The organism is Microvirga sp., assembly GCF_014699075.1.
Classification (GTDB): domain Bacteria; phylum Pseudomonadota; class Alphaproteobacteria; order Rhizobiales; family Beijerinckiaceae; genus Microvirga.
Genome location: NZ_JACXAB010000003.1, coordinates 264,677 through 291,339 on the forward strand (window position 1 = coordinate 264,677; position 26,663 = coordinate 291,339).

Genomic DNA, 26,663 nt, shown 5'->3' on the forward strand with positions numbered 1-26,663 from the left:
AAGAAATCTGGGCAATAAAAAAGGCCCCTGAGGGGGCCTGTGCGCCATCGCCGGAGATGCGGGTCAATCCCGCTCCGTCGATGGCGCTCGTACTACGAGAATAAGCTTGCGCATTGGGGCAGCTCTTAGGTTCGAAAGTTGCGCAGACGCTAAACGATCCATTTCATTCGGTCAAGCGGGGGCAACTTGGCTCCGAGCGGCTTAGCTTTTACGCTAAGCCCCCTATTTTAGTCGTATGACCATGACCGACACCACCTCTTCCACAAAGTCGCCGGTGCAGAACCTGCGCCTTACCGCTCGCGCGCTCCTCTTAGGCGACCGCCTCGATGTCGCGGGGCTCGAGCGCAGCGACGTCCTGTCCACGACACCCCTCGCCTTCCGGGCTGGCCAGGACGGCTTCGTGGCCCTGTTCCGCTACGGCGTGGCGGTTCTGGTCGGCCTCACGCCTCTGGAGGAAGACGAGGTCATCCGCAGCCTGCGCCAGCGTATCTCCGGCGAGTTCGCCCGTCATGAGGAAGAAACCGCCATCATCGAGATCTCGCCCGACCGGGACGACCAGATCCCTCCGGGCGGCCCGATCTATATCAAGCAGATGTCTACCGAGCGGCTGCTCGTCATCGCGGATGCCCTGTCGAAGAGCGCCACCCTCGCCCGGGACGAGCGGGAGGCTACCGCCGCCTTCGAGCTGGTCGAGCCCTCCGTTCAACACCTCGCCGAAAAGGGACGCCGCCCGCGCGACCGCCGCAGGATCCTCAAGCAGGTCGGTCACGCCCTGCTTGTGCGTCAGCGCATGTCGGGAGGCGTGGCCGTGGAGGAAAAGCCGGACGTGCTGTGGGACCGACCCGACCTGGAACGTCTCTATGCCCGTCTCGAAGACGAATACGAGTTGAAGGAACGCGCAGCCGCACTCCACCGCAAGCTGGAGGTGCTCGGCGACACCGCGCAGGCCCTGACCGATATCATCGACACCGAACGGTCCTTACGCCTCGAACTGATCATCGTCCTCCTGATCGTGTTCGAGATCTTCATCACCTTCTATCAGATGGCCGTGGGCTATCTGACGGGGCATTGATGCGGGCCATCACGGCCTCGAAACCCTGTTCGGGCTCGACCCACTGCCAATCCGGCAGTTGATGCCGGAACCAGGTGAACTGACGCTTGGCATAGCGCCTCGTATCTCCCTGTCCTTTGGCAATGGCCTCATCAAGCGAGGTCTCGCCGCGCAGGTAAGCCAGGAGACTGGGAACGCCATGGGCGCGCATGGCCGGCAGCATGGGGTCGAGGTTTCGCTCACCCAAGGCCCTCACCTCATCGAGCGCTCCCTGCTGCATCATGAGCTCGAAACGCCGGTCAATCCGCCAACGCAATTCGTCCCTGTCCGGGGCGAGGAAGAGCTTGACGACGGGGCGATCCGCCAGAGGTCCCGGCTCGCGAGCGCCATGGAAAGACACAAGTGGGCGACCGGTGGCAGCGAAGATTTCGAGAGCCCGCTGCACGCGCAGCCGGTCGGAGGGCCGCAAGGTCCGGGCCGTCTCGGAGTCGCGTTCAAGGAGGAGGCGGTGAAGCTCGGGCGTCTCAAGTCCCTCGCTGTCCCGGCGCACCTGCTCGCGCACCTCATCCGGAACGGGCGGCATGTCGGACAGCCCCTCCGTCAGCGCCTTGAAGTAGAGGCCCGTGCCGCCGACGAAAATCGGCAGCTTCGTGCCTTCGCTCTCCCGCAGGACCGTGACGGCATCCGCCACATAGCGCCCGACGGAGAAGTTCACGGCGGCATCCACATGGCCATAGAGGCGGTGCGGTGCCTCGGCCTCGTCCTGCGGCGCGGGACGGGCCGTGATGACGCGCAGATCCCGGTAAACCTGCATGGAATCGGCATTGATCACCACGCCATCGAGGGCTTGGGCCAGCCTGATGCCGAGAGCGGACTTGCCTGATGCGGTCGGCCCTGCGATGAGAACCGCGCCGACCCGAACGTCACTCACAGCCAGGTCTCCCCAATGGCGTCTCCTCAGAATTCCCTTATTGCGACCCTGATCGCCAACCCGACCGAACCGGCTGTCACGGACGAGATCGTGGCCCTGGCCGCGCAGGCACTCGGACAAGAGACGGAACAGTCCATTCTGGCAAGAGGAATCGCAGCGGATCTGATCGTTCCCGGCGCTACGGACGCGAAGGCCGTTGAATCGATCCTGCGCCAAACCCTTGAGAACCGGCCCATCGACGTCGTCGTTCAGCCATCAGCCCACCGGCGCAAGCGCCTGTTCCTGGCCGATATGGACTCCACCATGATCGGGCAGGAATGCATCGACGAACTTGCGGATTATGTCGGGCTGAAAGCGGAAGTGTCCGAGATCACGGAGCGCGCCATGCGCGGTGAGATCGCCTTCGAACCGGCATTGCGCGAGCGCGTGGCCCTGTTGAAGAACCTGCCTGTGAGCGTGGTCAGCGAGATCATCGAAAAGCGCATCACCCTCACGCTCGGTGGAACGGCGCTCGTCCGCACCATGCGCGCCAACGGTGCCTATACCTGCCTCGTCTCCGGCGGCTTCACGGTCTTTACCGGTCTCATCGGAGCGACGATCGGCTTCCATGAGGACCGTTCCAATCGCCTGATCCTCAATGGCGAGAAGCTTGCAGGCCTCGTCGAAGAACCGATCCTCGGACGCGAGGCGAAACTTGCGACCCTGATTGAATTGCGCACCCGCTTCGGTTTGGCCGCGCACGAGACGATGGCCGTGGGCGATGGCGCGAACGACCTCGCCATGCTCGGCGAGGCGGGGTTAGGCGTTGCCTTCCGGGCAAAGCCCGCAGTGGCCGCTGCGGCTCATGCTCGGCTCGACCATGCGGACCTGTCAGCGCTGCTCTATGCGCAGGGCTATCAGGCGGGCGATATCGTGCAGGAATAAGCCGAAGCCATTGAGACATTCCTGAAACGAAAGAGGCGGCCCAGAAGGCCGCCTTTTTGATTGTCGGTCTCAGCGATCAGCCTACTCGATGGACAGGGCCACGAAGCGCACCTCACCCTGGGCATTCGCCACGAGAAGCAGGGCCGACTTGCGGTTCTGAGCCTTGAGGTCGTCGATCTTCTTGGTCACATCGGCTGGGTTGGAGACCGGCTCCTGGTTGACCTCGACGATCACCTCACCGGCCTGGATCCGCTTGTCGGAAGCGGCCGAGTTCGGATCGACGCGGGTGATCACCACACCCTTGAGATCGTCCTTCAGGCTGAAGCGGCGGCGCAGCTCGTCCGTCATGCCGGACATGTTGAGGCCGAGAGCCTGGCGGGTTGCCGTGGGGGGCTCGGTCGAGGGCTGCTGCAGGCTCGCCTGCTTCTCGGTGTCCTCGAGACGGCCCAGGGTCACCTGCTTGGTCATCTCCTGGCCTTTGCGGACGATTGTCACGTCCACCGCCTTGCCGACGGGCGAAGAAGCCACGATCCGCGGCAGGTCGCGGGAATCCTTAACTTCCCTGCCATCGAAACGGACGATCACGTCCCCCACTTCGAGACCGGCCGGCTTGGCCGGCCCCTTGTCGTCGATGCCGGCGACGAGCGCACCGCGCGCCGTGCCGAGATTGAGGGCCTCGGCGGTGGCGTCGTCCACGTTCTGGATGCGCACGCCGAGCCAGCCGCGGCGGGTCTCGCCGAACTGGCGCAGCTGATCGATGATCGGAACCGCAGTGGAGGCGGGGACCGCGAAGCCGATGCCGACCGAACCGCCGGTGGGCGAAAGGATCGCCGTGTTGATGCCGATGACCTCGCCGTTCATGTTGAAGAGCGGGCCGCCGGAATTGCCCTTGTTGATGGAGGCATCGGTCTGAATGTAGTTGTCGTAGGGACCGGACTCGATGTTGCGGCCGCGGGCCGACACGATGCCGGCCGTCACCGAGCCGCCGAGACCGAACGGGTTGCCGATCGCCATGACCCAGTCGCCGGCGCGGATGGTCTCGGAATCACCGAACTTCACCGCCTTCAGGGGTTTGTCGGACTTCACCTTCAGGACCGCGAGATCGACCTTTGAATCTTTACCGATGATCTCGGCCTTCAGGCGCGTCCCGTCAGGGAAGATCACGCTGATGTCGTTCGCGTCGCCGATCACGTGATTGTTCGTCACCACGATGCCGGACGGATCGATCACGAATCCTGAGCCGAGCGAATTCGAGCTGCGGGGGCGCGAGGGGGAGTTTTCACCACCACCGGGGCTGCCAGGACCACCCTGGCCGCGACGGTTGAAGAACTCCTCGAAGAGATCCTCGAAGGGCGTGCCGGGCGGAAGCTGCGGCAGGGTGCGGTTGCGGGCTTCCACAGTGGTCGAGGCCGAGATGTTGACCACCGCACCCGTGACCTCATCGGCCAGGTCGGCAAAGGATTCAGGGGCCGAGCGGGCATAGGCCGGCAGCGGCATCGCCGTCGCGACCAGGGTCAGGACCGCGAAGCAGGACGCGGCAAGCCGGCGTAGGGGACGCTGAGGCAGCACCGCCTTGGAAGGTGCCAGCGCGTTCGTGGCTGTGTTCATCGACAATCCTCTTTCGGAGTTTGTGGATATAGATTGGTGCTTGGCCCTGTCATTCAAGCGGTCTGTTCGGCAGAAGCCTGGCCGCCGCTATCCGAACTGGCGCACAAGCCAGATCACCCCGAGACCGAGCACTGCCGAGATGATGCCGACGATCCGCATCTGGTCGCTCGGACTGTGAGCAGCCTCGTACATGGCCCTTCGCATCCCGTCCGGGAACGCCGCAAATAGAATGCCCTCGACCGCAAGAGCGAGGCCGAGGGCTGCAATCAAGTCCAACATCAGGCAGGCTTACTGGGCTGGAGCTGGTGGGGCCGGCGCTGGCGCCGGTTGAGCAGGGGCCGGTCGGGCTGGAGAGGCTCCGCGACCGCGCTGACCCGTGGGATCATTGAAATAGCGGAAGAAATCGGAATCGGGGCTCAACACGAGGCGGGTGTCACTCGCCTTCAAACCCGTCTCATAGGCCTGCATGGACCGGTAGAAGGAGAAGAACTCCGGATCCTGTCCGAAGGCCTCGGCGAGGATGCGGTTGCGGTCCGCATCGCCCTGACCGCGCAGCTCCTCAGCCTGCCGATTGGCATCGGCGCGGATGATCGTCGCCTCGCGTTCGGCCCTGGCCCGGATCGTCTGGGCCTGCTGCTGGCCGTTAGCCCGGATGTCGGCCGCCTCACGCTCACGTTCCGTGCGCATGCGCTGATAAACCGCCTGGCTGTTCGCTGCGGGCAGATCGACGCGGGTGAGACGCACGTCGATCATCTCGATGCCCAGGCTCCCCGCCTGCCGGTTCACGTCCTCCTGAATGCGGTTCATCAGGGTGGACCGCTCGGTGCGCACGATGGCATCGCGCGAAGCGTTCGCCAGGACGTTACGCATGGCCGAGTTGGTGAAGCTCTGCAGACGCTGATTGGCCAGAGCGATGTTGCCGACCGCCTGGTAGAACCGCAGCGGATCGACGATCCGGTAGCGCGTGAAGGCGTCGACCTCTAGGTTCTGCCTGTCAGCCGAGAGGACGGTCTGGACCGGCAGGTCGAGATCGAGCACCCGCTTCTCGAAGTAGGTGACGTTGTCGACCAGCGGCACCTTGAACTTCAGACCCGGTTCCGAGATCGCGGACTGCACGGCGCCGAAGCGCAGCACCAGGGCATACTGGGTCTGCTGCACGATGAAAATCGAGCTGTAGAGAATGATGGCAACCAGGCCCACCAGGATCAGGAGGCCTGTGCGAAGAGTCGAAGCGTTCATCGCGTGGCTCCCTGCTGCGGGTTGGCGGCATTGCCTTGTTGCGGCTGCAGGCGCTGCTGCATCTGGTTGAGCGGCAGGAAGGGCACCACGCCCTGCCCGTTCTGGTCCACGATGATCTTGTCGACGCCGCCGTAAACGCGCTCCATCGTCTCGAGGAAGATGCGCTCGCGGCTGACTTCAGGCGCCTTGCGGTACTCCTCATAGACCTGGCGGAAGCGGGCGGCCTGACCGGTCGCGTCGGCCACCGACTGCTCGCGATAAGCCTCGGCCTGTTGCACGGTGCGAGCGGCCTCGCCTCGGGCTTCGGGGACAACGCGGCTGGCGAAGGCGCCTGCCTCGTTCTGCACGCGCACGGCATCCTGCTGGGCGGCGTTCACGTCGAAGAAGGCCTGCTGGACCTCCGACGGCGGCCTGACCGCCTGGAGCTGGACCACGTTGATCAGCACACCGGCCCCGTAGGCATCCAGGGCTTCCTGCATGATCTCGCGCACTTCCTGGGCGACGCTGGCCTGCTCGGTGGTGAGAATGGCCTGGATGTTGCGGCGGCCGGTGACCTCGCGCATGGCGCTTTCGGCCACCGACTTGATGGTGCCGTCAGGGTTCTGCAGGTTGAAGACATAATCCTGCGGACGCGCCGGATTGATCTGCCAGACCGCATCGAAATCGATGTCGACGATGTTCTCGTCTGCAGTGAGCATCAGGCTCTCTTCGATAACGTCGCGCGCACGTCCCTGGCCCGTCGGGGTGGAGCGGTAGCCAACCTCGACCCGTTGCTGGGCGGTGACGTTGGGCTTCATAACCCGGCCGATCGGGTAAGGCAGGTTGTAGCGCAGGCCCTCGCCGGAGGTTCCCGTGAAGCGGCCGAAGATCATGTTGATGCCGACCTCGTTCGGTCGCACCGTGTAGAAGCCGGTGAGCAGCCAGACGGCAATGACGCCCAGCACGAGAATGATCAGACCCCGGCCTCCCATGGAGCCGCCGGGGATGAAGTCCTTCAGCCGGTCCTGGCTGCGGCGCAGGATATCTTCCAGATCCGGGGGATTACCGTTCCCCTGCGGGCCGCCCGAACCCCAAGGGCTCTTGCCGCCTCCCGATCCACCGCGCTGCCCCCAGGGGCCACCGCCGCCGCTTTGGTTACTCCAAGGCATAGGACGCCTTTCCTCACTCATGAAAGACCGGCCGAGACAGCCGATAAGAACTGGAGACGGTTGTGGGTGTTGCCTCTTCCGCCTGTCAAGCCTGCGAATTGGGGATTCCGAAGCGCTTCGTCAACCTTGAGGCGGCTCAACGACGCCTTTCGAGATCAATAAAGGTAAATGCATGCTCGTCATCCGGGCCTTTCGGGTGGTCCTCACGCTTCACCTCGCGAAACTGTGACCGGTCGAAGGACGGGAAGACCGCGTCGCCCTCAGGCGCCGTATGGACCTCGGTGAGGAAGAGCTTGTCCACGTGCGGCAGGGATAGTTTGTAGATTTCCGCTCCGCCGGCTACGGCGACCGCATCGGCTCCTGCTCTGGCAGCCAGCTCTTCCCCCTTCGCGACAGCCTCCTTCCATGTGTGGGTCACATGCACGCCTTCCGCCGAGAAGTCTCCGTCGCGGGTCAGCACGATGGTCTCACGCCCCGGCAGGGGCTTGCCGATCGATTGGAACGTCTTGCGGCCCATGATCATCGGCTTGCCCATGGTGAGGCGGCGGAACCGCCCCATGTCGGTCTTGATCCGCCAGAGCAGACGGTTGTCGCGGCCGATCACGCCGTTCTCGGCCATGGCGACCACAAGGATGAGGGGAATGGTCATGGCTCCTCCGCCAGTCGTTGCAAGGCTTCGCCTGTCACGCGCTGCACTGTCCACTCGTCCATCGGCATCGCCCCGAGGGAACGGTAGACCTTGAGCGCCGGCTCGTTCCAGTCGAGCACCCACCATTCGAGGCGCGCCAGCCCTTCCGCCAGACACCTGCGGGCCAGATGCCTAAGCAGGGCACGACCGATGCCCTTGGAGCGCAGCTCGGGCCGCACGAAAAGGTCTTCGAGATAGATCCCGTGGCGCCCGCGGAAGGTGGAGAAGTTGTAGAACCACAGGGCAAAGCCGGCAGGCTCACCCTCCCAATCGGCAATATCCGCAAAGACGCGCGGGTTGGGGCCGAAGAGCGCCTGTTCAATGTCGGCCTCGGTCGCGTCGACCTCATGCGCCAGCCGCTCAAATTCGGCGAGTTCCCGAATGAAACGGAAGATCAGGGCCGCGTCGGACGCTGTGGCAGGTCGGATCGAGAGGGTCATGATGTCTTCTGGTGTTTCCGGGTGCGACTGTCGAGGTTATTCCGCTTCGTCTTCGGCCTGAACCCGTCGCGGCGATCCCCACTCCTCCAGGACGGCGTTCATGTCGTCCAGCACGAAGAACCGGGCGCTCTCCTGGTCATAGCCATCGTCCAGAAGGCTGTCATAATCGGTCAGCCGGTGGCGGATATAGGCGGTGATGGACAGCCAGGCTGCAGCCTCTGGCGAGGCGCCGTGCAGGCCGCGGCTGCCCAGGGCGTGATCGGTCACGGCCTCGAACTCGTGCCGCGGAATGCGCGGAGCGAGGATGCGGACGGCACTCTCAATGGCTTCGCGCCTGTTCATGCCGGTCAGACTGCGACGGGAGCCTTGATGGCCGGGTGCGGGTCGTAATCCTCGATGGCAATGTCGTCATAGGTGAAGTCGAACAGCGACCGCACGGACGGGTTGAGCCGCAGCTTCGGCAGCGACCTCGGCTCCCGGGAGAGTTGCAGGCGGGCCTGCTCCAGGTGGTTGAGGTAGAGGTGCGCATCGCCGAAGGAATGGACGAAATCGCCCGGTTGCAGGCCGGTTGCCTGCGCCATCATGTGCGTGAGCAGCGCGTAGGATGCGATATTGAAGGGAACCCCTAAGAACACATCGGCCGAGCGCTGGTAGAGCTGGCAGGAGAGCCGCCCCTCCGCGACGTAGAACTGGAACAGGCAATGGCAGGGCGCCAGCGCCATCTTGTCGAGGTCGGCCGGGTTCCAGGCGGAGACGATCAGGCGCCGGCTGTCCGGATTGCGGCGGATCTCGTCGAGGACCCAGCGGATCTGATCCACCGCGCCGCCGTCCGGCTTGGCCCAGGACCGCCACTGCTTGCCGTAGACGGGGCCGAGGTCGCCGTTCTCGTCCGCCCACTCGTCCCAGATCGAAACACCGTTCTCCTTAAGATACTGGATGTTGGTGTCGCCCTTCAGGAACCAGAGCAGTTCATGGATGATGGAGCGCAGGTGCAGCTTCTTCGTGGTGACGAGCGGAAAACCCTCGCTGAGATCGAAGCGCATCTGATGGCCGAACACGGAAATCGTGCCCGTTCCGGTCCGGTCGTCCTTGCGGACGCCCTCGTCCATGATGCGGCGGATGAGATCGTGATAGGCCTGCATGCGGTACTCCTCGGCACATTATAGGTCAGCCGGTTGGGCCCTCCGAGTCGCAATTCATCTCCATCCCCACTCTTTCAAATTCCGTCCAGCCTGCCTATATTGGGGGTGCCGGTCGCGAGATCGGCTATGGCGATAAACGGCTATCGGAATAAACCCATCGGACCCGGGGGCGGTACCCGGCGCCTCCACCAAAATCCAGGCAGGATCTGGCTTTCGGCGGGGGCGAAATAGGATCGACGAGGGCGTAAAGGGTAGACTTTCGCTCGGCATGGTTCCGCCGTTATCGGGCCGAATCTATAGTTGCCAACGACAACTATGCTCCGGTTGCAGTGGCTGCGTAAGCGGTCCCTAAAGCCGAATCAAAGCCCTTGCGGTTAGCACCGTAAGGCGGGGTCCGGAGGCACCTGGCAACAGAAGCCTCTACTTTTGTTTCTGCAAGGGCTCACGCATGGCCGGTGGTAAAGACCTGATCCGCTACGATCTTCTGGTGCAGGAGGCCCTCAAGGGTGTCGTGCGCAAGGTGCTGATCGATGCCAAGGACGGGCTTCCGGGCGAGCACCATTTCTACATCTCCTTCCAGACGGATTTTCCCGGCGTTCGCCTCTCGAACCGCCTGCGCGAAAAGTACCCGCAGGAGATGACCATCGTCCTCCAGCATCAGTACTGGGATCTCAACGTTACCGAGCACACCTTCGAGGTGGGCCTGTCCTTCTCCGGCATCCCGGAGCGGCTGCTCATCCCGTTCGATGCGCTCACGGGCTTCTTCGATCCGTCCGTGCAGTTCGGCCTGAAGTTCGACAGCCAGGATGACGACGAGGAGGAAGCGCCCGAGGCCGCACCCGCGCCCCAGCCTGCGCGCGGTTCATCCGAGCCTGTGGAACTGAAGCAGCCCCGCAAGGCCCTGCCCGCCACGGAGAAGGCAGCCGCCCCCAAGGCCGAGCAGGCCGAGGCTCCCGTGGAGCAGGCTCCTGAGCCCGACGCATCCGGCACCGCCGAGGTCGTCAGCCTCGACGCGTTCCGCAAGAAGAACTAACCCCCTTCAAGCTTCGACCAGAGCCTCTCTGCGCACGCGCTGCGTCACGCGCATGGGCAGGCCGCCGCGCGGCCGCAAGGTGATGCGCTGCACGGGCTCGACCGTGTGTCCCTCAGCGAGATCGAGCCGCATGGAACGGGCGATGGTCGCCAGCACGATCACGGCCTCCTGCAGCGAGAAGCTCGCGCCGATGCACACTCGTGGGCCCGCTCCGAAGGGCAGATAGGCGAAGCGGTCGATCTGCTTGCGGTTCTCCGGCAGGAAGCGCTCGGGCCTAAAGGCATCGGGCTCGTCCCACAGCCTCCGATGGCGATGCAGCACGTAAGGCGCAATCGCCACCATCGATCCCGCCGGTATATCCACATTCCCGACCCGGTCGTCCGCGATGGCCGTGCGGCTCATATAGGGGGCGGGCGGATAAAGCCGCACCGCCTCGTCGATCACCGCGCGGGTGTAGACGAGCCGCTCAAGGTGGTAAGGCTCGATCGGGCTTTCTCCCAGCACCTCATCCACCTCCTGCTCGACTCGGGCGCGGGCGTGCTCGTCCTGCGAGAGCAGATAAAGCGACCAGGACAGGGCATTGGCCGTGGTCTCATGCCCGGCGCCGATGAAGGTAACGATATTCGTCCGCACCTCGATGTCGCTCAGGCCCTTGCCGGTCTCAGGGTCCGCTGCTTCCAGCAGCAGGGTCAGCAGGTCCCGGGGAGCCGGTTCGCCGCTGGCGAGCAGCGCCTTACGGGCATCGATCAGCTCGTTGACGGTCTCCTCGAAGAACTGGATCGACGGCCGTGCCCGCAGGCGCCCGATCCTGGGCACCCAGTCCGGGAAGCCGAAGATGTCGAGGGGGTCGACCCGGCCGATGGAGTTGAAGTAGCGGGTGATCGCCCTCCCTAAGGCATCCGGGTCCTTGGGCACCCCTTGCGTGAAGATTGTCCTCTCCAGCACATCGAGGGTCACTCGGGTCATGTCGAGGGCCGCATCGACCACGCGCCCGTCGGGCCGTCTCTGCCAGCGTCTCACCAGGCGATCAGCCGCCTCGACCATTTCCGGGAAGAAGCCCGTGACGGTGCGGGGCGTGAAGAGCGGCGCGAGGGTGCGGCGCTGGAGACGCCACTCGTCGCCCTCGGCCGTTACGAGACCACGGCCTAAGCCCGGGGCCAGGATCCGGATCTGGAGATCGTCCTTGCGGTAATTGGCAGCGTTGTCCACCAGGATGTGGCGAATGCCGGCAGGATCGCTCACGACCGTCATGCGGCCGAGAGCCCCCTCGCCCGTGACGACCGGCTCCTCGAAATGAGCCTCCATCCACATGTTCAGAGGGTTTTCGCGAACGGCGCGCAGGAAGGCCATCATGCCGAGAAGCTCAGTGCGCGGCTTGGGGTGAGGCGGGCGGAAAAGGGGCGTTTCCAGGGTGTCGCTCATGCGAATTTCCAAGGCCTCCGATGCGCGTTCGCGGTTGCGAGCGCCACCATTTGAGATAAGAACACGCAACTCCATCGAAAGAGGTCAGGATGTCGCCCTCCACCCGCATCGAAACAGATACCTTCGGCCCCATCGACGTTCCCGCCGATAAGTTCTGGGGTGCCCAGACGCAGCGCTCCCTCCAGAACTTCCGCATCGGGACGGACCGGATGCCGCTTCCCCTGGTCCATGCGCTGGCCATCGTGAAGCAGGCGGCCGCTCTCGTGAACAAGGATCTGGGCAAGCTGGAGCCGCGCCTGGCTGACGCGATCGCGGCGGCCGCTGCCGATGTGGTGCAGGGCAAGTACGACGACGAGTTTCCGCTCGTGGTCTACCAGACGGGCTCGGGCACCCAGTCCAACATGAACATGAACGAGGTTCTCTCGAACCTCGCCATCGAGCGCCTCGGCGGCGAACGCGGCAGCAAGAAGCCGGTTCATCCGAACGATCACGTAAACATGGGACAGTCGTCCAACGACTCTTTCCCGACCGCCATGCACATTGCGGTCGCCCGCGAGATCCATGACCGCCTGATCCCCGGCCTCAAGCACCTTCTGAAGGCGCTGGAAGCCAAGCAGGAAGCCTTCAAGGACATCGTCAAGATCGGCCGCACGCACCTGCAGGACGCGACCCCGGTCACCCTCGGCCAGGAGTTCTCCGGCTACGCCGCGCAGGTGCGCCTCGGCATCGCCCGTATCGAGGCGACCCTTCCCGGCATCTATGCCCTGGCCCAGGGCGGCACCGCCGTCGGCACCGGCCTGAATGCGCATCCGGAATTTGCGGACCGCTTCGCCGCGAAGGTCATGGAGCTGACGGCACTCCCCTTCACCTCGGCCACCAACAAGTTCGAGGCGTTGGCGTCGAAGGATGCGCTCGTGTTCACCCATGGTGCCCTGGCGAGCTTGGCTGCCGGCCTGTTCAAGATTGCCAACGACATTCGCCTGATGGGCTCGGGCCCGCGCTCCGGCATCGGCGAGATCTCCCTGCCCGAGAACGAGCCCGGCTCGTCGATCATGCCCGGCAAGGTCAACCCGACCCAGGCCGAGGCCATGACGATGCTGTGCTGTCAGGTGGCCGGCAACCAGACCACGGTCACCTTCGCGGGCTCCCAAGGCCATTTCGAGCTCAACGTGTTCAAGCCGGTGATCGTGAATGCGGTGCTGCAGTCGATCCGCCTGCTGGCGGACGGCGCCGTCAGCTTCACGGACAACTGCGTCGTCGGCATCGAGCCGAACAAGGACCGTCTCAAGGAGCTGATGGAGCGTTCGCTCATGCTCGTGACGGCGCTTGCCCCAACCATCGGCTACGACAAGGCGGCCGCCATAGCGAAGTCGGCGCACAAGAACGGCACGACGCTCAAGGAAGAGGCACTCAAGGCCGGCGTATCGTCCGAGGACTTCGACGCTGTCGTGCGTCCCGAGACGATGCTGCAGCCGGGCGAGTAAGGTAAAACAGGCGCCATGGCTGAGATCATCAATCTGCGCCAGGCGCGCAAGAACAAGGCGCGGGCCGACAAGGAGGCCCGCGCCGAACAAAACCGTGTCAGCTTCGGCCGCACGAAGGCCGAGAAGACGCTGAGCAAGGCCGAGCAGGATCTGGCCAAAAGCCGCCTGGAAGGCCACAAGCGCGACCCAGACGAGACGCCGTGAATGGGCTTTGCCGTTCTCAAGCGCTCCGTCTCCATCGCCGGCCACCGGACGAGCATCTCCCTTGAAGAGCCGTTCTGGGAAGGCTTGAGAGCAATTGCGGAGCGGGAGACAATCTCCGTTCAGGCCCTGATCGGGCGCATCGACGCGGAGCGCGGCGGGCAGAACCTGTCCTCCGCCATCCGTGTCTTCGTGCACAACGACTTGCGGAGCCAGTTGGAAGCCGCCGATCAGCGTACCGGCGGAACCCCGTAGACCGACGGCGGCGGAGCGACCTCTACGGGCGGATTCAACGGCGGCAGCGAGGTTTGCGACGGGGTCGGCTCAGGCTCTTCCGTCTGTCTCCGCTGCTCCGATTGCAGCCGTTCCGCCTCCCGGCGCACTCGCTCGGCCTCGGCCCGGGCCCTGGCTTGGCGAAGCGCCTCCTCTTCGGCTGCCTTCACCCTCTGGCGCTCGGCCTCGCGCTGCGCGTCGATCTGGCGCTGGCGCTCTGCGGCTGCCCGCTCGAAAGCCTCGATCTTCTCCAGTTCCCGCTTGAGCACGATGGCTGCCAACCCGTTGCGGAACGGTCCCGCGTCGATCTGGCGAACGGGAGCCGTCAGGGAGCCTTGCCAGTTCAAACCGATGGACGGCGGGGCGCCGACCCATTCGGCAGGGGCAGCCTTCGCCGTGAGCGCGCCCCGGGCATCGAGCTGGAGGTTTTTCAGGTCGTAGGTGATGCCGCCCTGCCAGACGGCCGGCCCGCTCTCGGCCAGGAAGGGCGAGAGCCGCAGAACACCGCTCACGAGGGCCGCCGAGGTTCGAACCAAGCTCGTGTTGAGAGGCGCCCGTCCAAGCTCCATGCCGAGGATCGCTTCCGCCTTGCCCTCCACCAGGGGATCGGTCTCCGCGAGCGCGCGCTTGAGGGCTCGGTCGAAGACGTTCGGGTCGGCTGCGGGGATGCGGAGATTGGCAACCTGCCAGTCGCCGGCGCCGCCGAGATTGGCCACGAGTTCCGAGAGGCTTGCGCCTACTGCTCCGAACCGCAGCGGCCCGGACAGGATGGCCTCGAAAGGGGTGGAGCCCGTCAGGGCCCACAGGGGCACCCGGTCTAAGGCTCCCTCGCCCACGATGGTGGCAACCGCTCCCTGCCGGGTGATCGTCGTCGTGCCTGTGATCCTGCCGGAGCCGATCGTCGCCTCGAGGTTGCGGATGGAGATCCCGTCCGGTTGCGCGCCGACGACGAACGCCGCCCGCGTGGCCTGGAGGCCGCGGCCCAGTTCGAGCGTCCCGACCCGGAAGGTGACCTGCCCGCCGGTGACGAGGCGCCCGCTCTGGCCGAACTGGGCCGTGGACCAGATCGTATTTGTGGTTTGATCGCCCGGAACATTGAGCGCCAGCGCCGCCGCGAGCCACGGCATGGAGAGGCGGCCCAAGGAGACCTCGCCGCCGATCTCGGACCGCGAGGCGGCTACGAGGCGCGCCTGCACGGGTTCGTTGGAAACCTTGGCGGTGATATCGAGCAGGGTCGCGCCGCGCTCCCGGCCGAGAGTCACCCGCCCGCTCACCGGCACCGGCGGGGCGACGCCGGCCCCATCGCCGAGCAGGCGCAGGAAGGGGGTGATGTCGGGCGTTGCGATCTCGGCCTCACCACTGTCCACCACATCGTCGCCTTCACTCAGGGCAAACGGCTTCGTCGTGGCTACCTTCACGCCGGCGACGTCCCCGGTGAGAGCCACGCTGAACCGGCCGGATCCGGCGCGGGAGCCGCGGAGATCCATTCTGGAAGGCTGGTTGAGGCCGGTCATGTTCGGCCGGTTGACCCAGCGCCCGGTATTGTCGGTGGAGAGGGCGAGGGTCAGGCTCTCGGTGCGTCCATCGATGGACTCGACCTGCCCCTCGAATGGCCCCCCGGCCATGCGGCCTGTGGCCGTCGTGCGCAGCCGCAGCTCGGTCGACCCGGCAGGCGGCGCCACCCGCTCGGATGCCACGTCGAGATCGAGTGCCCCTTCGCGGACGAAGGGGGGCACGAGTTTGGAGATCCCGCCGATCCAGACGCTTCCCAGGAGATCGACAAGGGGATCGGCACGCTGGGCCGTGACCTTGCCGGAAATCCGGCCCGAACCATCGGGCGCGATCCGCCCGCGCACCCGGGCGTTGGCTCCGGCAAGATCCACGATGTCGAGCGTTTCGACCAGCAGCGCAGGTCCATCGGAGAGGATGCGGGCCGTGATCCGCCCTGTCGCCGGGCTCTTCCCGGCGCTGACCCCACGGGCGTCCAGGATGAACCCGATGTCGAGATTTTCTGTCGCCTGGAACACGCTCGAGACCTGGGGCAGATCGTCAAGGTTCAGGCCCTGAAGGCCAACCTGTGCCTCAAGCCTTCCGCGCTCATTCGCTTCGGGCGCCGTGTAGCGGACGTTGCCGGTGAGCGTGGACTCGCCCATCTTCAGCCGAAGCCGGTTGAAGGACAGAACGGGGTTCGAGAACGCGACCTCGGAGGATAGCTCCACGGGACGACCGTCCAAAGCCGTCAGCAGCGGCGAGTTCAGGTTGATCTTGGCAAGATAGCGCGCGAGACGGTCGGACTGGTTGGACGCCAACGCCACCTTGCCGTTGATGCCGCCCCTCGTGGTCAGGCCGAGCTGGCCCTCGAGAGCCACCTTGGTGTTGCCAGGAGCCGTGAACTCGATCCGGTCCAGCCGTGCCCGTCCGGTATCGAGAGACAGGCGCAGATTGGCATTGGTCAGATCCTCCTGGCCCAGGCCGATGCTGTCGATCTTGAGATCCAGATCGATGGGCACCCGGATCAGCGGCAGGGACCATTGCTGCATCCTGCTTTTGAAATCCTGCCCGTTTCCGGAGAGGATGAAGCTGTCCGCATCGAGCCTGCGCCCTTCGAGACGCAACGATATGCGCGGATCGTTGAGCCCGACCCTGCCCTCTCCGGTCATCCGAAGGCTCGCCCCGCCCTCGCCCGCCTCCAGGCTGACAGGGTTGAGCTCGACGGCGCCCGGCACTGTCTTGAACTCGGTCTCGACTGTGACCGGGATCGGGATACCGGCCGCGGCAACCTGCGCCGGAGGGCCGAACAGGATTTTGGCCTTGCCGGAAACGTTCGGGGTCGCAGCCTCGCCGGTGCCTTCGCTCAATCCCAGCCGGGCATCGAGATCGAAGCGCGGATAGATGTCGCCGCCGCCGGACAGCTTGACCTGGATGGTCTTGTCCTCGGCCAGTTCCCCGGTCACGAGCCGGAAGGGAACCCCGGACGTCGTGCCCTCGACGCGCCAGGGGCCGATGAGCTTCTGACCCTCGATGACGACGTTCTCGGCGAAGGCCTGGTTGGTGCGGCCGGTGCTCGCGCTCTGCGTGGTGACGAGGAGCTGGCCGACCGCAAGGTTCTCGATGGCCCATTCCCGCGCCCGGCCGCTGCCTGAGACCAGCTCCGGCGGCAGGCGCCACTCGCCGTCTCCGGAGACCGGAACGCGGATATCCGCGCGCCCGACCCGCGTTTCCGTGAAGCGCACCTCGCCCCGCAGCAGGGGCGTAAGGGCGACCTCCGCCCAGACGTTGTCGGCGGTCAGGACCGGCGAGTCCGGCGTCTTCCCGCCGAGCCTCAGCCGGTCGAGGATGATCCTCGGTTCGGGCAGCAGGCGAATGCCTATTTCGCCTTCAGTCTGGGCCTCCGTTCCCGACGCGCGCGCGATCATATGGTCGATCGTGTCGCGGTGGGCCTCCCAGGAAATGAATGGAGGCACTGCCACGGCAATCGCCAGGATCAGGATCACGATGGATGCGATGATCGTCAGGATATCGCGCAAGAAGCCGCCTTTTCTCCGTTACTCTGACACGTCCTTACCCCATGAAGGCAAGGACCGGGAGCGCTGTTCACCGTGTTCCACCGTCAAAGCGCAATGATCTTGCCCGGATTCATGATGTTGTGGGGGTCGATGGCCTGTTTCAAGACACGCATGAGGCCGAGCGCCGCCGGCCCGTGCTCGATCTCCAGGTACTTCATCTTCTTTTGACCGACGCCATGCTCGCCCGTGCAGGTGCCTTCCATGGCCACCGCCCGCCGTACCAACCGGTCGACAAAAGCCTCGCAGGCCTCGATTTCCGCCGGATCGTCCGTGTTCACGAGGGGCTGGACGTGGAAATTGCCGTCGCCCACGTGACCCACGATGGGAGCGATGAGCCCGCTCTCCAGAATGTCCTGCTTCGTGGCATCGACGCATTCGGCCAGGCGCGAGATCGGCACGCAGACATCGGTTGCCACCGATTGAGCCCCCGGCCGGAGGCCCTTGGCGGCCCAATAGGCGTCATGCCGGGCCTGCCAGAGGCGCGAGCGCTCCTCAGGCTTCGTGGCCCACTCGAAGGGCCCACCGCTGAACTCGGCCGCGATCTCGCCGAAGCGCTCGGCCTGTTCCTGCACCCCGGCCTCGGAGCCATGGAATTCCAGGAGGAGCAAAGGGCTCTCCGGCAGGGACAGCTTGGAGTGGAGGTTCACCGCCCTCACCTGCACCTCGTCGAGCAGTTCGATGCGGGCCATCGGAATGCCGGACTGGATCGTCATGATCACGGCGTCACAGGCCGCCTTCACCGAAGGGAACGGGCAAATGCCTGCCGAGATGGCCTCGGGGATGCCGTGGAGCTTGAGGGTAATCTCGGTGACGATGCCCAAAGTCCCTTCAGAGCCGATCAGGAGCCGGGTGAGATCGTAGCCCGCCGAACTCTTCTTGGCGCGGCTTGCCGTTTTCACGATCTCACCATTGGGCAGCACGACAGTGAGTGCCAGCACCACGTCTTTCATGGTTCCGTAGCGCACCGCGTTGGTGCCGGATGCTCGCGTCGCGACCATGCCGCCGATGGAGGCGTCTGCACCAGGATCGATGGGGAAGAACAGGCCCTTGTCGCGCAGGTGCTCGTTAAGTTCCTTGCGGGTCACGCCGGCCTCGACCACGCAGTCCAGATCCTCGTCATGAACGGCGATGATGCGCTTCATCAGGCTCAGGTCGATGGTAACGCCGCCGTAAGGAGCGTTGACGTGCCCCTCGAGCGACGTGCCGGTGCCGTAGGGGATGATCGGGATCTCGTGCGCGGCGCAGAGCCTGACGATCTCCGACACCTCCTCGGTGGTGCGAGGATAGACCACCATGTCCGGCGGCTGGTTCTTCACCCAGGTGAGCGAATGCCCATGCTGCTCGCGCACGGCGGCCGAGGTGGCGACCCGGTCGCCGAAACGCCCGGACAGCTCGGCCTGGAGGGAGGCAAGGGCGGCATCGGTGGCTTTCTGGCGGACGGCAGCTTGGGGCGCATTCATGGAGGCTTCAGATCCGGTTGTGATGCTCATGCGACCCATAGCTACCAGAACCGTTGCAAAGGCAACACTGCGATGAGAAAGATGCCGCACCCCTCATGCATAGGCTGCCGGATTGTGCTAACATTGTTTCCTTCAGTGCGAAGGGATGGGCATCTGAGACGGATCGAGGGACGAGACTGACATGGAAAAGCGGACCGCCGTCTTTTTCTTCGCGCCCTTCGTGTCCTCCACGATGCGGGTCGAGCCCGCCTGGATCGACTACAACGGCCACATGAACATGGCCTATCACCATGTGCTCTTCGACCGGGCCGTGGAAGAGGGCTTCAGCCTCGTCGGCCTGGGCCATGACTACCTGGAAAAGCGCAAGGCTTCCTTCTTCGCAGCCGAGATCCACACCACCTACAAGCGTGAGCTGAAAACGCACGACCGGGTGCGCGTCACGCTCCAGCTGGTGGATTTCGACGAGAAGCGCATCCATTACTACATGGAAATCCGCCATGCGGGCGAAGGCTGGGTGGCCGCCACCATGGAGGGCCTGTCCCTTCACGTGGACATGGAAACCAAGAAGGTCAGCCCCTTCCCGGACGACATCATGGCCAATCTTGCCGTGATGAAGACCACCCATGCCCGGCTGCCGAGTCCATCAGCCCTGGGCCGCGTCATCGGTATCCCGCATCGGGCCGAGATCCAGGAGGCTCTGTCAGCCGCGGGCACCCGCCACTAGCGCAGCTAATGAGCATCGGATGAGTCCCAAAAGTGCACATCCACTTTTGGGTCCGAGGCTCTAGCAGCTGATCGAGCCCCGCGGGCAGGCTCCGCTTCGGATCGAGGGCAGCGGACGGGGCGCAAAGAGACGCTCCCGCTGGATGTCCTGCCGGATCTGGTTGTTGTCCATCCGGATACGCTCCTCCAGATTCAGCAGTTGCTGATCCTGCCGGATCCGCCGGTTGATGTCCTTCGAGGCCCGCTCGGACGGGCTCACGCGGGGCAGGCGCGTCTGAGCGTCGGCCGGAGCGGCCAGGGGCAGGATGAGGCTGGAGGCGATGGCAAAGGCCACCATGAAACGCATGGGACATTCCTCTTCAGGACCTTGATTCCCATATGAGGATGAGGCCCCTCGTCAACAATGACATCATGGCCCCAAAGTTCGCGCCTGCGGCAGGATCGACAGGCATTCCGGGCTCGACGCCGTTCGCCTTTTGATCCATGGTCCCGCCGATGAATCAGTCCGATCCCAGACCCGATCCGCAGGACAACCTGGCCCATGAGCCGGCATCCGGCTCGCTGAGCGCCCGCGCCCGTGCGGCGGTTGCGCCGCAATCCCCGTACCTGAACGGCCTGAACCCGGAACAGCGCGCCGCCGTGGAGGCGACCGAGGGCCCGGTTCTCGTGCTGGCCGGCGCCGGCACCGGCAAGACCCGCGTGCTCACCACCCGGATTGCGCACCTGATCGCCACCGGTAAAGCCTACCCGTCCCAGATCCTGTCCGTGACCTTCACCAACAAGGCCGCGCGGGAGATGCGCGAGCGCATCACGGCGGTGATCGGTCCCGTGGCCGAGGGCATGCAGTGGCTCGGCACGTTTCACTCGATCGGCACCAAGATCCTGCGCCGTCATGCGGAGCTCGTGGGCCTGCGCTCCGACTTCACGATCTTAGGGACAGACGACCAGCTTCGCCTGATGAAGCAGGTGATCGAGCTTGAGGGCATCGACGAGAAGCGCTGGCCGGCCCGGCAGCTCGCCGGTCATATCGACGGCTGGAAGAACCGCGGCCTCGGACCCGATCAGGTGCCGGCCGGTGAAGCCGGAGCGTTCGCCAACGGCAAGGGCGGGCGACTTTATCGGGCCTACCAAGAACGCCTCAAGACCCTGAACGCCGTCGACTTCGGCGACCTCCTGCTGGAATGCCTGCGCCTGTGGCGCGAGCATCCGGACATTCTGGAGCAGTACCAGAACCGTTTCCGCTACATGCTGGTGGACGAATATCAGGACACCAACGTCGCCCAGTATCTCTGGCTGCGGCTTCTCGCCCAGGTGCGCAAGAACCTTTGCTGCGTCGGTGACGACGACCAATCGATCTATGGCTGGCGTGGCGCCGAGGTCGACAACATCCTGCGCTTCGAGCACGACTTTCCCGGCGCCACCGTGATCCGGCTTGAGCGCAACTACCGCTCCACCGGCCACATCCTCTCGGCTGCGTCCGGCCTCATCGCCAAGAACCAGGGCCGCCTCGGCAAGACCCTGCGCACCGAGGACGAGGCCGGCGAGAAGGTGACGATCACCGGCGCCTGGGACTCCGAGGAAGAAGCCCGCCTCATCGGCGAGGAAATCGAGGCGCTGCACGCCAAGAAGCATTCGCTCTCCGAGATTGCCATCCTGGTGCGCATCTCGGCGCAGATGCGCGAGATCGAAGACCGGCTGGTGACGCTCGGCGTTCCCTACCGCGTCATCGGCGGCCCGCGCTTCTACGAGCGCGCGGAAATCCGCGATGCGCTCGCTTACTTGCGCGTCGTCAACCAGCCCGCGGATGATCTCGCCTTCGAGCGTATCGTGAACACCCCGAAGCGCGGCCTGGGCGATGCGACGATCCAGGTGCTGCACAATCATGCGCGCGCCGCCCGCGTGCCGCTGATGGAAGCAGCGCGCTTCGTCGTCGAGACCGACGAGCTGAAGCCGAAGCCGCGTGCGACCCTGCGCGATCTTCTCATCTCCTTCGGCCGTTGGGCGAAGCTGTCCGAGACGCTCTCGCAGTCCGAAGTGGCTCAGACGGTGCTGGAGGAATCCGGCTACACGGACATGTGGCAGAAGGACAAATCCGCCGATGCTGCGGGGCGGCTTGAAAACCTCAAGGAGCTCGTGCGCTCCATGGAGGAATTTCCGGATCTGCAGAGCTTCCTCGAGCACGTGTCTCTCGTGATGGAAGCCAACGAGTCCGACACTGTCGAGCGCGTGAGCCTGATGACGCTCCATGCCGCAAAAGGCTTGGAGTTCGGCACGGTCTTCCTGCCCGGCTGGGAGGAAGGCCTCTTCCCGAACCAACGCGCTCTCGATGAGAGTGGCCGCGCCGGTCTGGAGGAAGAGCGCCGTCTCGCCCATGTGGGCATCACCCGGGCCCGGCGCCGGGCCAAAATCTACTTCGCGTCCAACCGGCGCATCCACGGCCTGTGGAACTCGACCGTGCCGAGCCGCTTCATTGACGACCTGCCTGAATCGGATGTCGAGATCGCCGAGGCTCCGGCCAACTTCTCCCATGGCGGATCGCGCTTCGACCGCATGCAGCCCTTCAGCGGCTCGTCCTACCAGACCCCCGGTTGGCAGCGGGCCCAGGCACACCGTGCAACGACCGACGACGGCGGCTACTCCGCCCGGCGCTCCGGCGAACGGCGCGGTCCGACACTGATCGAGGGTGAGCTGGTGGCGAAATCCACCGGCGGCTCGGGCTTCAAGCTGGGCGGGCGCGTGCTGCACACCAAATTCGGCCCCGGCACCATCGAGGCGGTCGACGGCAACAAGCTCACGGTCGAGTTCGACAAGGCCGGGCGGAAGATGGTGCTCGACAGCTTTGTCGAGGCGTTGGGATAGGCTTGAGCAAGCTCTCACTGTCATTCCGGGGCAAGCGCAGCGAGAGCCCGGAATGACAATGGGGAGCAATTCAAAATGCCAATGGCCGGCACAAGGCCGGCCATGACGTTGATGTAGAACTCGCCACAACTACTCCGCAGCAGCGGGCGGCACCGGGGCCGGCGGGGTTCCGTAAGTGCGGGGATCGACCGGATTGAGGTCGCCCTCGTCCTCCGTGTAGGCTGGCGGGCGATCGACGTAGGTGAACGTGCCCTTCCCGTCCGGCGCAGGCCCTTGAGCCCAGCGTCCCTGCTCGCTCTCCGTGCCTTCCGAATGGTTGAGGAACTGGTAGGACACCTCGGTCTTCTCCAGCTCCTGCGGAAAGTTCGACGGCACCGGAGTCATCTCGAGCCCGTCCTCCTCCAGTTCCTTGATCGCGGCGAGCCACTGGTTCTGGTGCATGGTGTCACGGGCGAGCATGAACGAGAGCATGTCGCGCACGCCCGTGTCGTTGGTCATGTTGTAGAGACGGGCGACCTGGAGACGGCCCTGGCTCTCGGCCGTCACGTTGAAGCGGAAGTCGGCGAGCAGATTGCCGCTCGCGATGGTGTAAGCCGACGTCCACGGATTGCCGACGCTGTCCGTAGGCCGAGAGCCGAGCCCGGCCACGATATAGTGCTGAGGGTTCATGCCGGCCACGATGGCATCCTCGACGCGGGCGCCACCCATCACGGCGCCCACCACCGAGTTCTTGGCCATCTCCTCCTGCTGCTCGATCGGCGAGGTTTCGAGCAGGCGCGCGATCATGGTGGCGAGCATCTCCACATGGCCGATCTCCTCGGTGCCGATGTCCATGATCATGTCCTTGTATTTCTGAGGACCGCGGCAGTTCCAGCCTTGGAACAGATAGGTCATCATCACGCTGATCTCGCCCCATTGGCCGCCCAGGGGCTCCTGGAGCATCTTGGCGAAGAGCGGGTCTGGTTTGTCAGGCTTGGCGTGATACGCCATCTGCTTCTGGCGGAAGAACATCGGCTGCTCCTGTCTGGTGGATTGAGTCGCGACTCTCAGCCCCGCAAGAGTCAGCCTTCCAACCGGAGCATCCTCCCGTTGTTCCCGAATGAGGCTGTTTGTGCGGTACTTTAGACGGGTTCTGATCTGGGCCATCTTCTCTCTAGCCACCCGCCCGCAACTGTGGAACCATCCGGCCCCGATGAATGACCGCGAGAGGTGCCGATGTTCCCCCTGTCCAACATGCTGAGATCCTTCATCCGCGCCGGAAGCCTGAAGGTGATCGATGCGGAGGGCGGCACCCATACGTTCGGCGGGGAAAAGCCGGGACCGAGCGTCACCATGCGGCTGACCGACCGTTCGCTCTATCACAAGCTCTTCCTCAACCCGGAACTGCATGCCGGCGAGGCCTACATGGACGGCCGTATGAGCTTCGAGGACGGCTCGAACTTGCGGGACTTCCTGAACCTGTTCTCGATGAACCGCTCGTCCTTGGCGAATTATCCGCTGCAGAGCGTGCTCAAGCGCATCTCGCGCGGGGTGAAGCGCTTCCAGCAGGCGAACCCCGTGGGCAAGGCGCAACAGAACGTGGCCCATCACTACGATCTGGGCAACGACTTCTACAAGCTCTTCCTTGACAAGGGCATGCAGTATTCCTGCGCCTATTTCGTCAACGATGACGACACGCTGGAAGAAGCGCAGCAGAACAAGCTTCGTCTGATCGCGTCGAAGCTGCGCCTCAAGCCCGGCATGAGAGTTCTCGACATCGGCAGCGGCTGGGGCGACCTCGCGCTTTATCTCGCCGCCATGGAAGACGTGGATGTCACCGGCGTCACGCTCTCCAAGGAGCAGCATGAGCTCTCCAACGAGAAGGCACGGCGCGCGGGCCTATCGGATCGGGTGCGCTTCGAGTTGCTCGACTATCGCAAGGTAGACAAAAAGTTCGACCGCATCGTCTCAGTCGGCATGTTCGAGCATGTGGGCGTGCATCATTACGGCGAGTTCTTCGCCAAGATCAACGCGCTGCTCGACGATGACGGGCTGATGGTGCTGCATTCCATCGGCAAGATGAGCCCTCCCGGCACCGCAAGCCCGTGGCTCAGGAAGTACATCTTCCCCGGCGCCTACTCGCCTGCCCTGTCCGAGGTGTTCCCCGTCGTCGAGCAGAACCAGCTCTGGGTGACGGATCTCGAATTCCTGCGACTGCACTACGCAAAGACGCTCAATCACTGGCACCGGCGCTTCGAGGCGAACCGGGAAAAGATCGCCGCCATGTACGACGAGCGCTTCTGCCGCATGTTCGAGTTCTACCTCATCAGCGCCGAGACCATGTTCACAACAGGCAGCCAGCTCGTGTTCCACATGCAGCTTGCCCGCAAGCGCGATGCTGCACCGGTCGTGCGCGACTACGTCACGGATGTGCAGCGCGACTATAAGGCGAAGGAAGCGGAACGCCTAAAGGTGCTGGAGCCGGCTAGGCAGCTGACGCCGGTCTAAGATCCGGCATCTACTGAACCAATTGGCTGCCGCTCAGGTGAGCGTCTCGTAATCCTTGTTCTTCAGCCCGTCATGGGCATGTTGTGTCGGCAGCGTGCCTTCCGGCTGCTTCTTGAAATGCGAGGCGGCCATGGAGCCGACGGACCCTTTTGCGATGGTCACACCGCCATCAACCGCGTACAGCGCGCCGGTAATGTAGCTCGCCTCATCGGAGGCGAGGAAGCAGAACACGTTCGCGACCTCCTCCGGCGTTCCGCGGCGCCCCATCGGCGTCGCGTCGATCATCATCGATTCCATCTCACGATCCATCGGGCCGCTCGACTTGTGGGTCCATGCGGTGTCGATCGGACCGGGGCAGACGCAGTTGGCGCGCACGCCATGGGCAGCCTGCTCCACGGCCACACCGCGCATGAAGGAATGAATGAAAGCTTTGGTGCCGCCATACATTGTGTTCTTGGCAATGCCGATCATGCCGGCTTCCGAACCGGTGGAAACGATGTTGCCGTAGGTTTTCTGAAGATGTGGTAGGGCAAACTTGGTCATCAAGAAAACCGAACGGACATTCGCACGCAGGGTCTCGTCGAACTTGTCGATTGGGTAATCCTGCGTTTCCGCCGCGACCAGAAACATGCCGGCATTGTTGACGAGCACATCGATGCGCCCATAGGCATGGAGGCAGGCTTCGATAGCAGCCTCGGCGTGACGCTCCTCGGCGATATCGCCAAGGTAGGTCTCAGCGAAGCCGCCCGCATGATTGATCATGCGGGCAACATCCTCCACCGGATCGTCCGGCAGGCCGACGAGCAGAAGGCGGGCGCCCTCCCGGGCAAACTTGAGAGCAATCGCCTCGCCGATGCCGGTGCCGGCACCCGTCACGATGGCGACCTTGTCGAAAAGGCGTCCGGTCATGGGGATCTCCTGGGGAAACAAGCGCAGCCATTGGCCCTCGGCCATGGCCGCTGCTGAGCGAGGACAAAACGGGCCGCCACCCTGACGGTTCCTCGCAGGCCCCGGAATCACGGACAGGTGACCTGCGCTCTGATGAATGGTAAGGCGACCGCATGCTTGAAGGTCTGCACCCCAACCGCCCCACCCACGTCTTCCGCATCACCACGGATGAGCGTTCCGCACGCGTCATGACCGACATGATCGGCGAGATCTTCGATCCGGCCGAGACCGCCGTTGCGTCTTTCGAGACGGAAGACGACGGCCCCTGGATGCTGGAGGCCTATTTCGCCCATCAACCGGACGAGGCGGCGATCCGCAACCTGCTGCGCCCCATCGTGGGCGCTGAGGCCGACAAGGGTGTGTTCCTGCCTCTGGAGCAGAAGGATTGGGTGAAGTCGTCGTTGGAAGGCCTCAAGCCTGTTCGCGCCGGCCGCATCTTCGTCCACGGCTCCCATGACCGCGAGCACCGCCTGCCCAGCGACATCGCCATCGAGATCGAGGCGGGCCTCGCCTTCGGCACAGGCCATCATGGCACCACCAAGGGCTGCCTGCTTGCCTTCGTGGATGAGTTGAAGATGCGCACGCCGCGCCATGTGCTCGATGTTGGCACGGGCACGGGCATTCTCGCGTTCGCTGCGGCGAAGGTTTTGAGGCGCCCTGTCGTGGCCGGCGATATTGACCCGGAGGCTGTGCGGGTGGCGCGCGAGAACGCGCGGCTCAACGGGATTGCGGCGTGGATGAGGCTCTATGTCGGTCCGGGCATCCGCCATATGGAAGCGGATCGTCCTGGGCATTTCGACCTCGTCTTCGCGAACATCCTGGCCAAGCCCCTGCGGATGCTGGCACCGGCGCTGTCGCGCGTGGCAAGCGATGACGGGACGATCATTCTGTCGGGGCTTCTCTACCGCGACGTCCCTGGCGTTCTGTCGGCCTATGCGCACCAGGGCTGGTATCTGCAGCGCCGCTACAACCTGGACGGCTGGGCGGCATTGGTCATGACAAGAGGCAGCGCCCGTGCGCTGCCCCGCCTGTAATT

The 26,663-nt window shown here is 64.5% G+C and carries 25 protein-coding genes and 1 other RNA gene; 11 read left to right on the forward strand and 15 right to left on the reverse strand.

Annotated features, from left to right (window positions below; all coding sequences use genetic code 11):
* Positions 1-241: 241 nt before the first annotated feature.
* Positions 242-1,072: an RMD1 family protein gene (locus IC232_RS06785; protein ID WP_190844167.1), complete on the forward strand. Its 831-nt coding sequence runs from the start codon at positions 242-244 to the stop codon at positions 1,070-1,072.
* Here IC232_RS06785 and miaA read toward each other — a convergent pair.
* The gene (gene miaA, locus IC232_RS06790) at positions 1,029-1,982 is read right to left on the reverse strand and encodes a tRNA (adenosine(37)-N6)-dimethylallyltransferase MiaA (RefSeq protein WP_190844168.1); all 954 of its coding nucleotides are present in this window, start codon (positions 1,980-1,982) and stop codon (positions 1,029-1,031) included. The genes IC232_RS06785 and miaA overlap by 44 nt on opposite strands.
* 15 nt (positions 1,983-1,997) lie before the next feature.
* On the opposite strand from miaA, the gene serB reads away from it, so the two are divergent.
* Entirely contained in the window at positions 1,998-2,906 is a 909-nt protein-coding gene (gene serB, locus IC232_RS06795) for a phosphoserine phosphatase SerB (RefSeq protein WP_190844169.1), read from the forward strand.
* A gap of 81 nt (positions 2,907-2,987) precedes the next feature.
* Here serB and IC232_RS06800 read toward each other — a convergent pair whose 3' ends face one another.
* The 8 genes from IC232_RS06800 to IC232_RS06835 form a co-directional block, all read right to left on the reverse strand.
* Positions 2,988-4,514 (reverse strand): DegQ family serine endoprotease, encoded by a 1,527-nt coding sequence (locus tag IC232_RS06800; protein ID WP_190844170.1) that lies wholly within the window; start codon positions 4,512-4,514, stop codon positions 2,988-2,990.
* 87 nt (positions 4,515-4,601) lie between these two features.
* The gene (locus IC232_RS06805; protein ID WP_036350916.1) at positions 4,602-4,793 is read right to left on the reverse strand and encodes a DUF2065 domain-containing protein; all 192 of its coding nucleotides are present in this window, start codon (positions 4,791-4,793) and stop codon (positions 4,602-4,604) included.
* Positions 4,794-4,802: 9 nt separating this feature from the next.
* The gene (hflC, locus tag IC232_RS06810; protein WP_190844171.1) at positions 4,803-5,753 is read right to left on the reverse strand and encodes a protease modulator HflC; all 951 of its coding nucleotides are present in this window, start codon (positions 5,751-5,753) and stop codon (positions 4,803-4,805) included.
* Entirely contained in the window at positions 5,750-6,901 is a 1,152-nt protein-coding gene (hflK, locus tag IC232_RS06815) for an FtsH protease activity modulator HflK (protein ID WP_190844172.1), read from the reverse strand. The genes hflC and hflK overlap by 4 nt, the downstream gene beginning before the upstream one ends.
* Before the next feature lie 136 nt (positions 6,902-7,037).
* Positions 7,038-7,550, reverse strand: coding sequence for a dihydrofolate reductase (locus IC232_RS06820; protein ID WP_190844173.1), 513 nt, complete (start codon positions 7,548-7,550; stop codon positions 7,038-7,040).
* Positions 7,547-8,029, reverse strand: coding sequence for a GNAT family N-acetyltransferase (locus tag IC232_RS06825; RefSeq protein ID WP_190844174.1), 483 nt, complete (start codon positions 8,027-8,029; stop codon positions 7,547-7,549). Before IC232_RS06825 ends, IC232_RS06820 begins: the two co-directional genes overlap by 4 nt.
* Positions 8,030-8,065: 36 nt before the next feature.
* A complete protein-coding gene (locus tag IC232_RS06830) occupies positions 8,066-8,371 on the reverse strand; it encodes a DUF2293 domain-containing protein (protein ID WP_190844175.1) in 306 nt (101 codons plus the stop codon).
* Between the two features lie 5 nt (positions 8,372-8,376).
* Positions 8,377-9,171 (reverse strand): thymidylate synthase, encoded by a 795-nt coding sequence (locus IC232_RS06835; protein WP_190844176.1) that lies wholly within the window; start codon positions 9,169-9,171, stop codon positions 8,377-8,379.
* Between the two features lie 68 nt (positions 9,172-9,239).
* Here IC232_RS06835 and ssrA point away from each other — a divergent pair.
* Together ssrA and IC232_RS06845 are read left to right on the forward strand one after the other, a co-directional pair.
* Positions 9,240-9,596, forward strand: a transfer-messenger RNA (tmRNA) gene (ssrA, locus tag IC232_RS06840).
* Between the two features lie 23 nt (positions 9,597-9,619).
* Positions 9,620-10,204: an SspB family protein gene (locus IC232_RS06845; protein WP_190844177.1), complete on the forward strand. Its 585-nt coding sequence runs from the start codon at positions 9,620-9,622 to the stop codon at positions 10,202-10,204.
* A 6-nt stretch (positions 10,205-10,210) separates the two neighbouring features.
* Here the strand turns inward: IC232_RS06845 and IC232_RS06850 are convergent, their stop codons facing one another.
* Positions 10,211-11,626, reverse strand: coding sequence for a cytochrome P450 (locus IC232_RS06850; protein ID WP_190844178.1), 1,416 nt, complete (start codon positions 11,624-11,626; stop codon positions 10,211-10,213).
* An 89-nt stretch (positions 11,627-11,715) separates the two neighbouring features.
* On the opposite strand from IC232_RS06850, the gene fumC reads away from it, so the two are divergent.
* From fumC to IC232_RS06865, 3 genes are read left to right on the forward strand one after another with little or no spacing between them, the layout of a single operon-like run.
* On the forward strand, positions 11,716-13,110 hold the full coding sequence (fumC, locus tag IC232_RS06855) for a class II fumarate hydratase (protein ID WP_190844179.1): 1,395 nt from the start codon (positions 11,716-11,718) through the stop codon (positions 13,108-13,110).
* Positions 13,111-13,125: 15 nt separating this feature from the next.
* Positions 13,126-13,314 (forward strand): DUF4169 family protein, encoded by a 189-nt coding sequence (locus tag IC232_RS06860; protein WP_190844180.1) that lies wholly within the window; start codon positions 13,126-13,128, stop codon positions 13,312-13,314.
* A complete protein-coding gene (locus IC232_RS06865) occupies positions 13,315-13,566 on the forward strand; it encodes a ribbon-helix-helix domain-containing protein (RefSeq protein WP_190844181.1) in 252 nt (83 codons plus the stop codon).
* Here IC232_RS06865 and IC232_RS06870 read toward each other — a convergent pair.
* Both IC232_RS06870 and IC232_RS06875 read right to left on the reverse strand, forming a co-directional pair.
* On the reverse strand, positions 13,542-17,111 hold the full coding sequence (locus IC232_RS06870) for an AsmA family protein (protein WP_190844182.1): 3,570 nt from the start codon (positions 17,109-17,111) through the stop codon (positions 13,542-13,544). The genes IC232_RS06865 and IC232_RS06870 overlap by 25 nt on opposite strands.
* A gap of 83 nt (positions 17,112-17,194) precedes the next feature.
* Complete coding sequence (locus IC232_RS06875) at positions 17,195-18,610, reverse strand: FAD-binding oxidoreductase (protein ID WP_190844183.1); 1,416 nt, start codon at positions 18,608-18,610, stop codon at positions 17,195-17,197.
* A gap of 181 nt (positions 18,611-18,791) precedes the next feature.
* Here IC232_RS06875 and IC232_RS06880 point away from each other — a divergent pair, with 181 nt between their 5' ends.
* Entirely contained in the window at positions 18,792-19,334 is a 543-nt protein-coding gene (locus tag IC232_RS06880) for a thioesterase family protein (RefSeq protein ID WP_190844184.1), read from the forward strand.
* A 60-nt stretch (positions 19,335-19,394) separates the two neighbouring features.
* Here the strand turns inward: IC232_RS06880 and IC232_RS06885 are convergent, their stop codons facing one another.
* Positions 19,395-19,679, reverse strand: a complete 285-nt coding sequence (locus tag IC232_RS06885; protein WP_190844185.1) for a hypothetical protein — start codon at positions 19,677-19,679, stop codon at positions 19,395-19,397.
* Between the two features lie 149 nt (positions 19,680-19,828).
* Here IC232_RS06885 and IC232_RS06890 point away from each other — a divergent pair, with 149 nt between their 5' ends.
* A complete protein-coding gene (locus tag IC232_RS06890; protein WP_190844186.1) occupies positions 19,829-22,192 on the forward strand; it encodes an ATP-dependent helicase in 2,364 nt (787 codons plus the stop codon).
* Between the two features lie 129 nt (positions 22,193-22,321).
* On the opposite strand, the gene IC232_RS06895 is transcribed toward IC232_RS06890, so the two are convergent.
* Positions 22,322-23,203, reverse strand: coding sequence for a manganese catalase family protein (locus IC232_RS06895; RefSeq protein ID WP_190844187.1), 882 nt, complete (start codon positions 23,201-23,203; stop codon positions 22,322-22,324).
* 204 nt (positions 23,204-23,407) lie between these two features.
* On the opposite strand from IC232_RS06895, the gene IC232_RS06900 reads away from it, so the two are divergent.
* Positions 23,408-24,679, forward strand: a complete 1,272-nt coding sequence (locus tag IC232_RS06900; protein ID WP_190844188.1) for an SAM-dependent methyltransferase — start codon at positions 23,408-23,410, stop codon at positions 24,677-24,679.
* A gap of 33 nt (positions 24,680-24,712) precedes the next feature.
* Here the strand turns inward: IC232_RS06900 and IC232_RS06905 are convergent, their stop codons facing one another.
* Complete coding sequence (locus tag IC232_RS06905; RefSeq protein WP_190844189.1) at positions 24,713-25,588, reverse strand: SDR family NAD(P)-dependent oxidoreductase; 876 nt, start codon at positions 25,586-25,588, stop codon at positions 24,713-24,715.
* 152 nt (positions 25,589-25,740) lie between these two features.
* Between IC232_RS06905 and IC232_RS06910 the strand changes: the two genes are divergently transcribed.
* Positions 25,741-26,661 carry a 50S ribosomal protein L11 methyltransferase gene (locus IC232_RS06910; protein ID WP_190844190.1) on the forward strand — a complete coding sequence of 307 codons (921 nt, stop codon included), beginning with the start codon at positions 25,741-25,743 and terminating at the stop codon, positions 26,659-26,661.
* Positions 26,662-26,663: the final 2 nt, after the last annotated feature.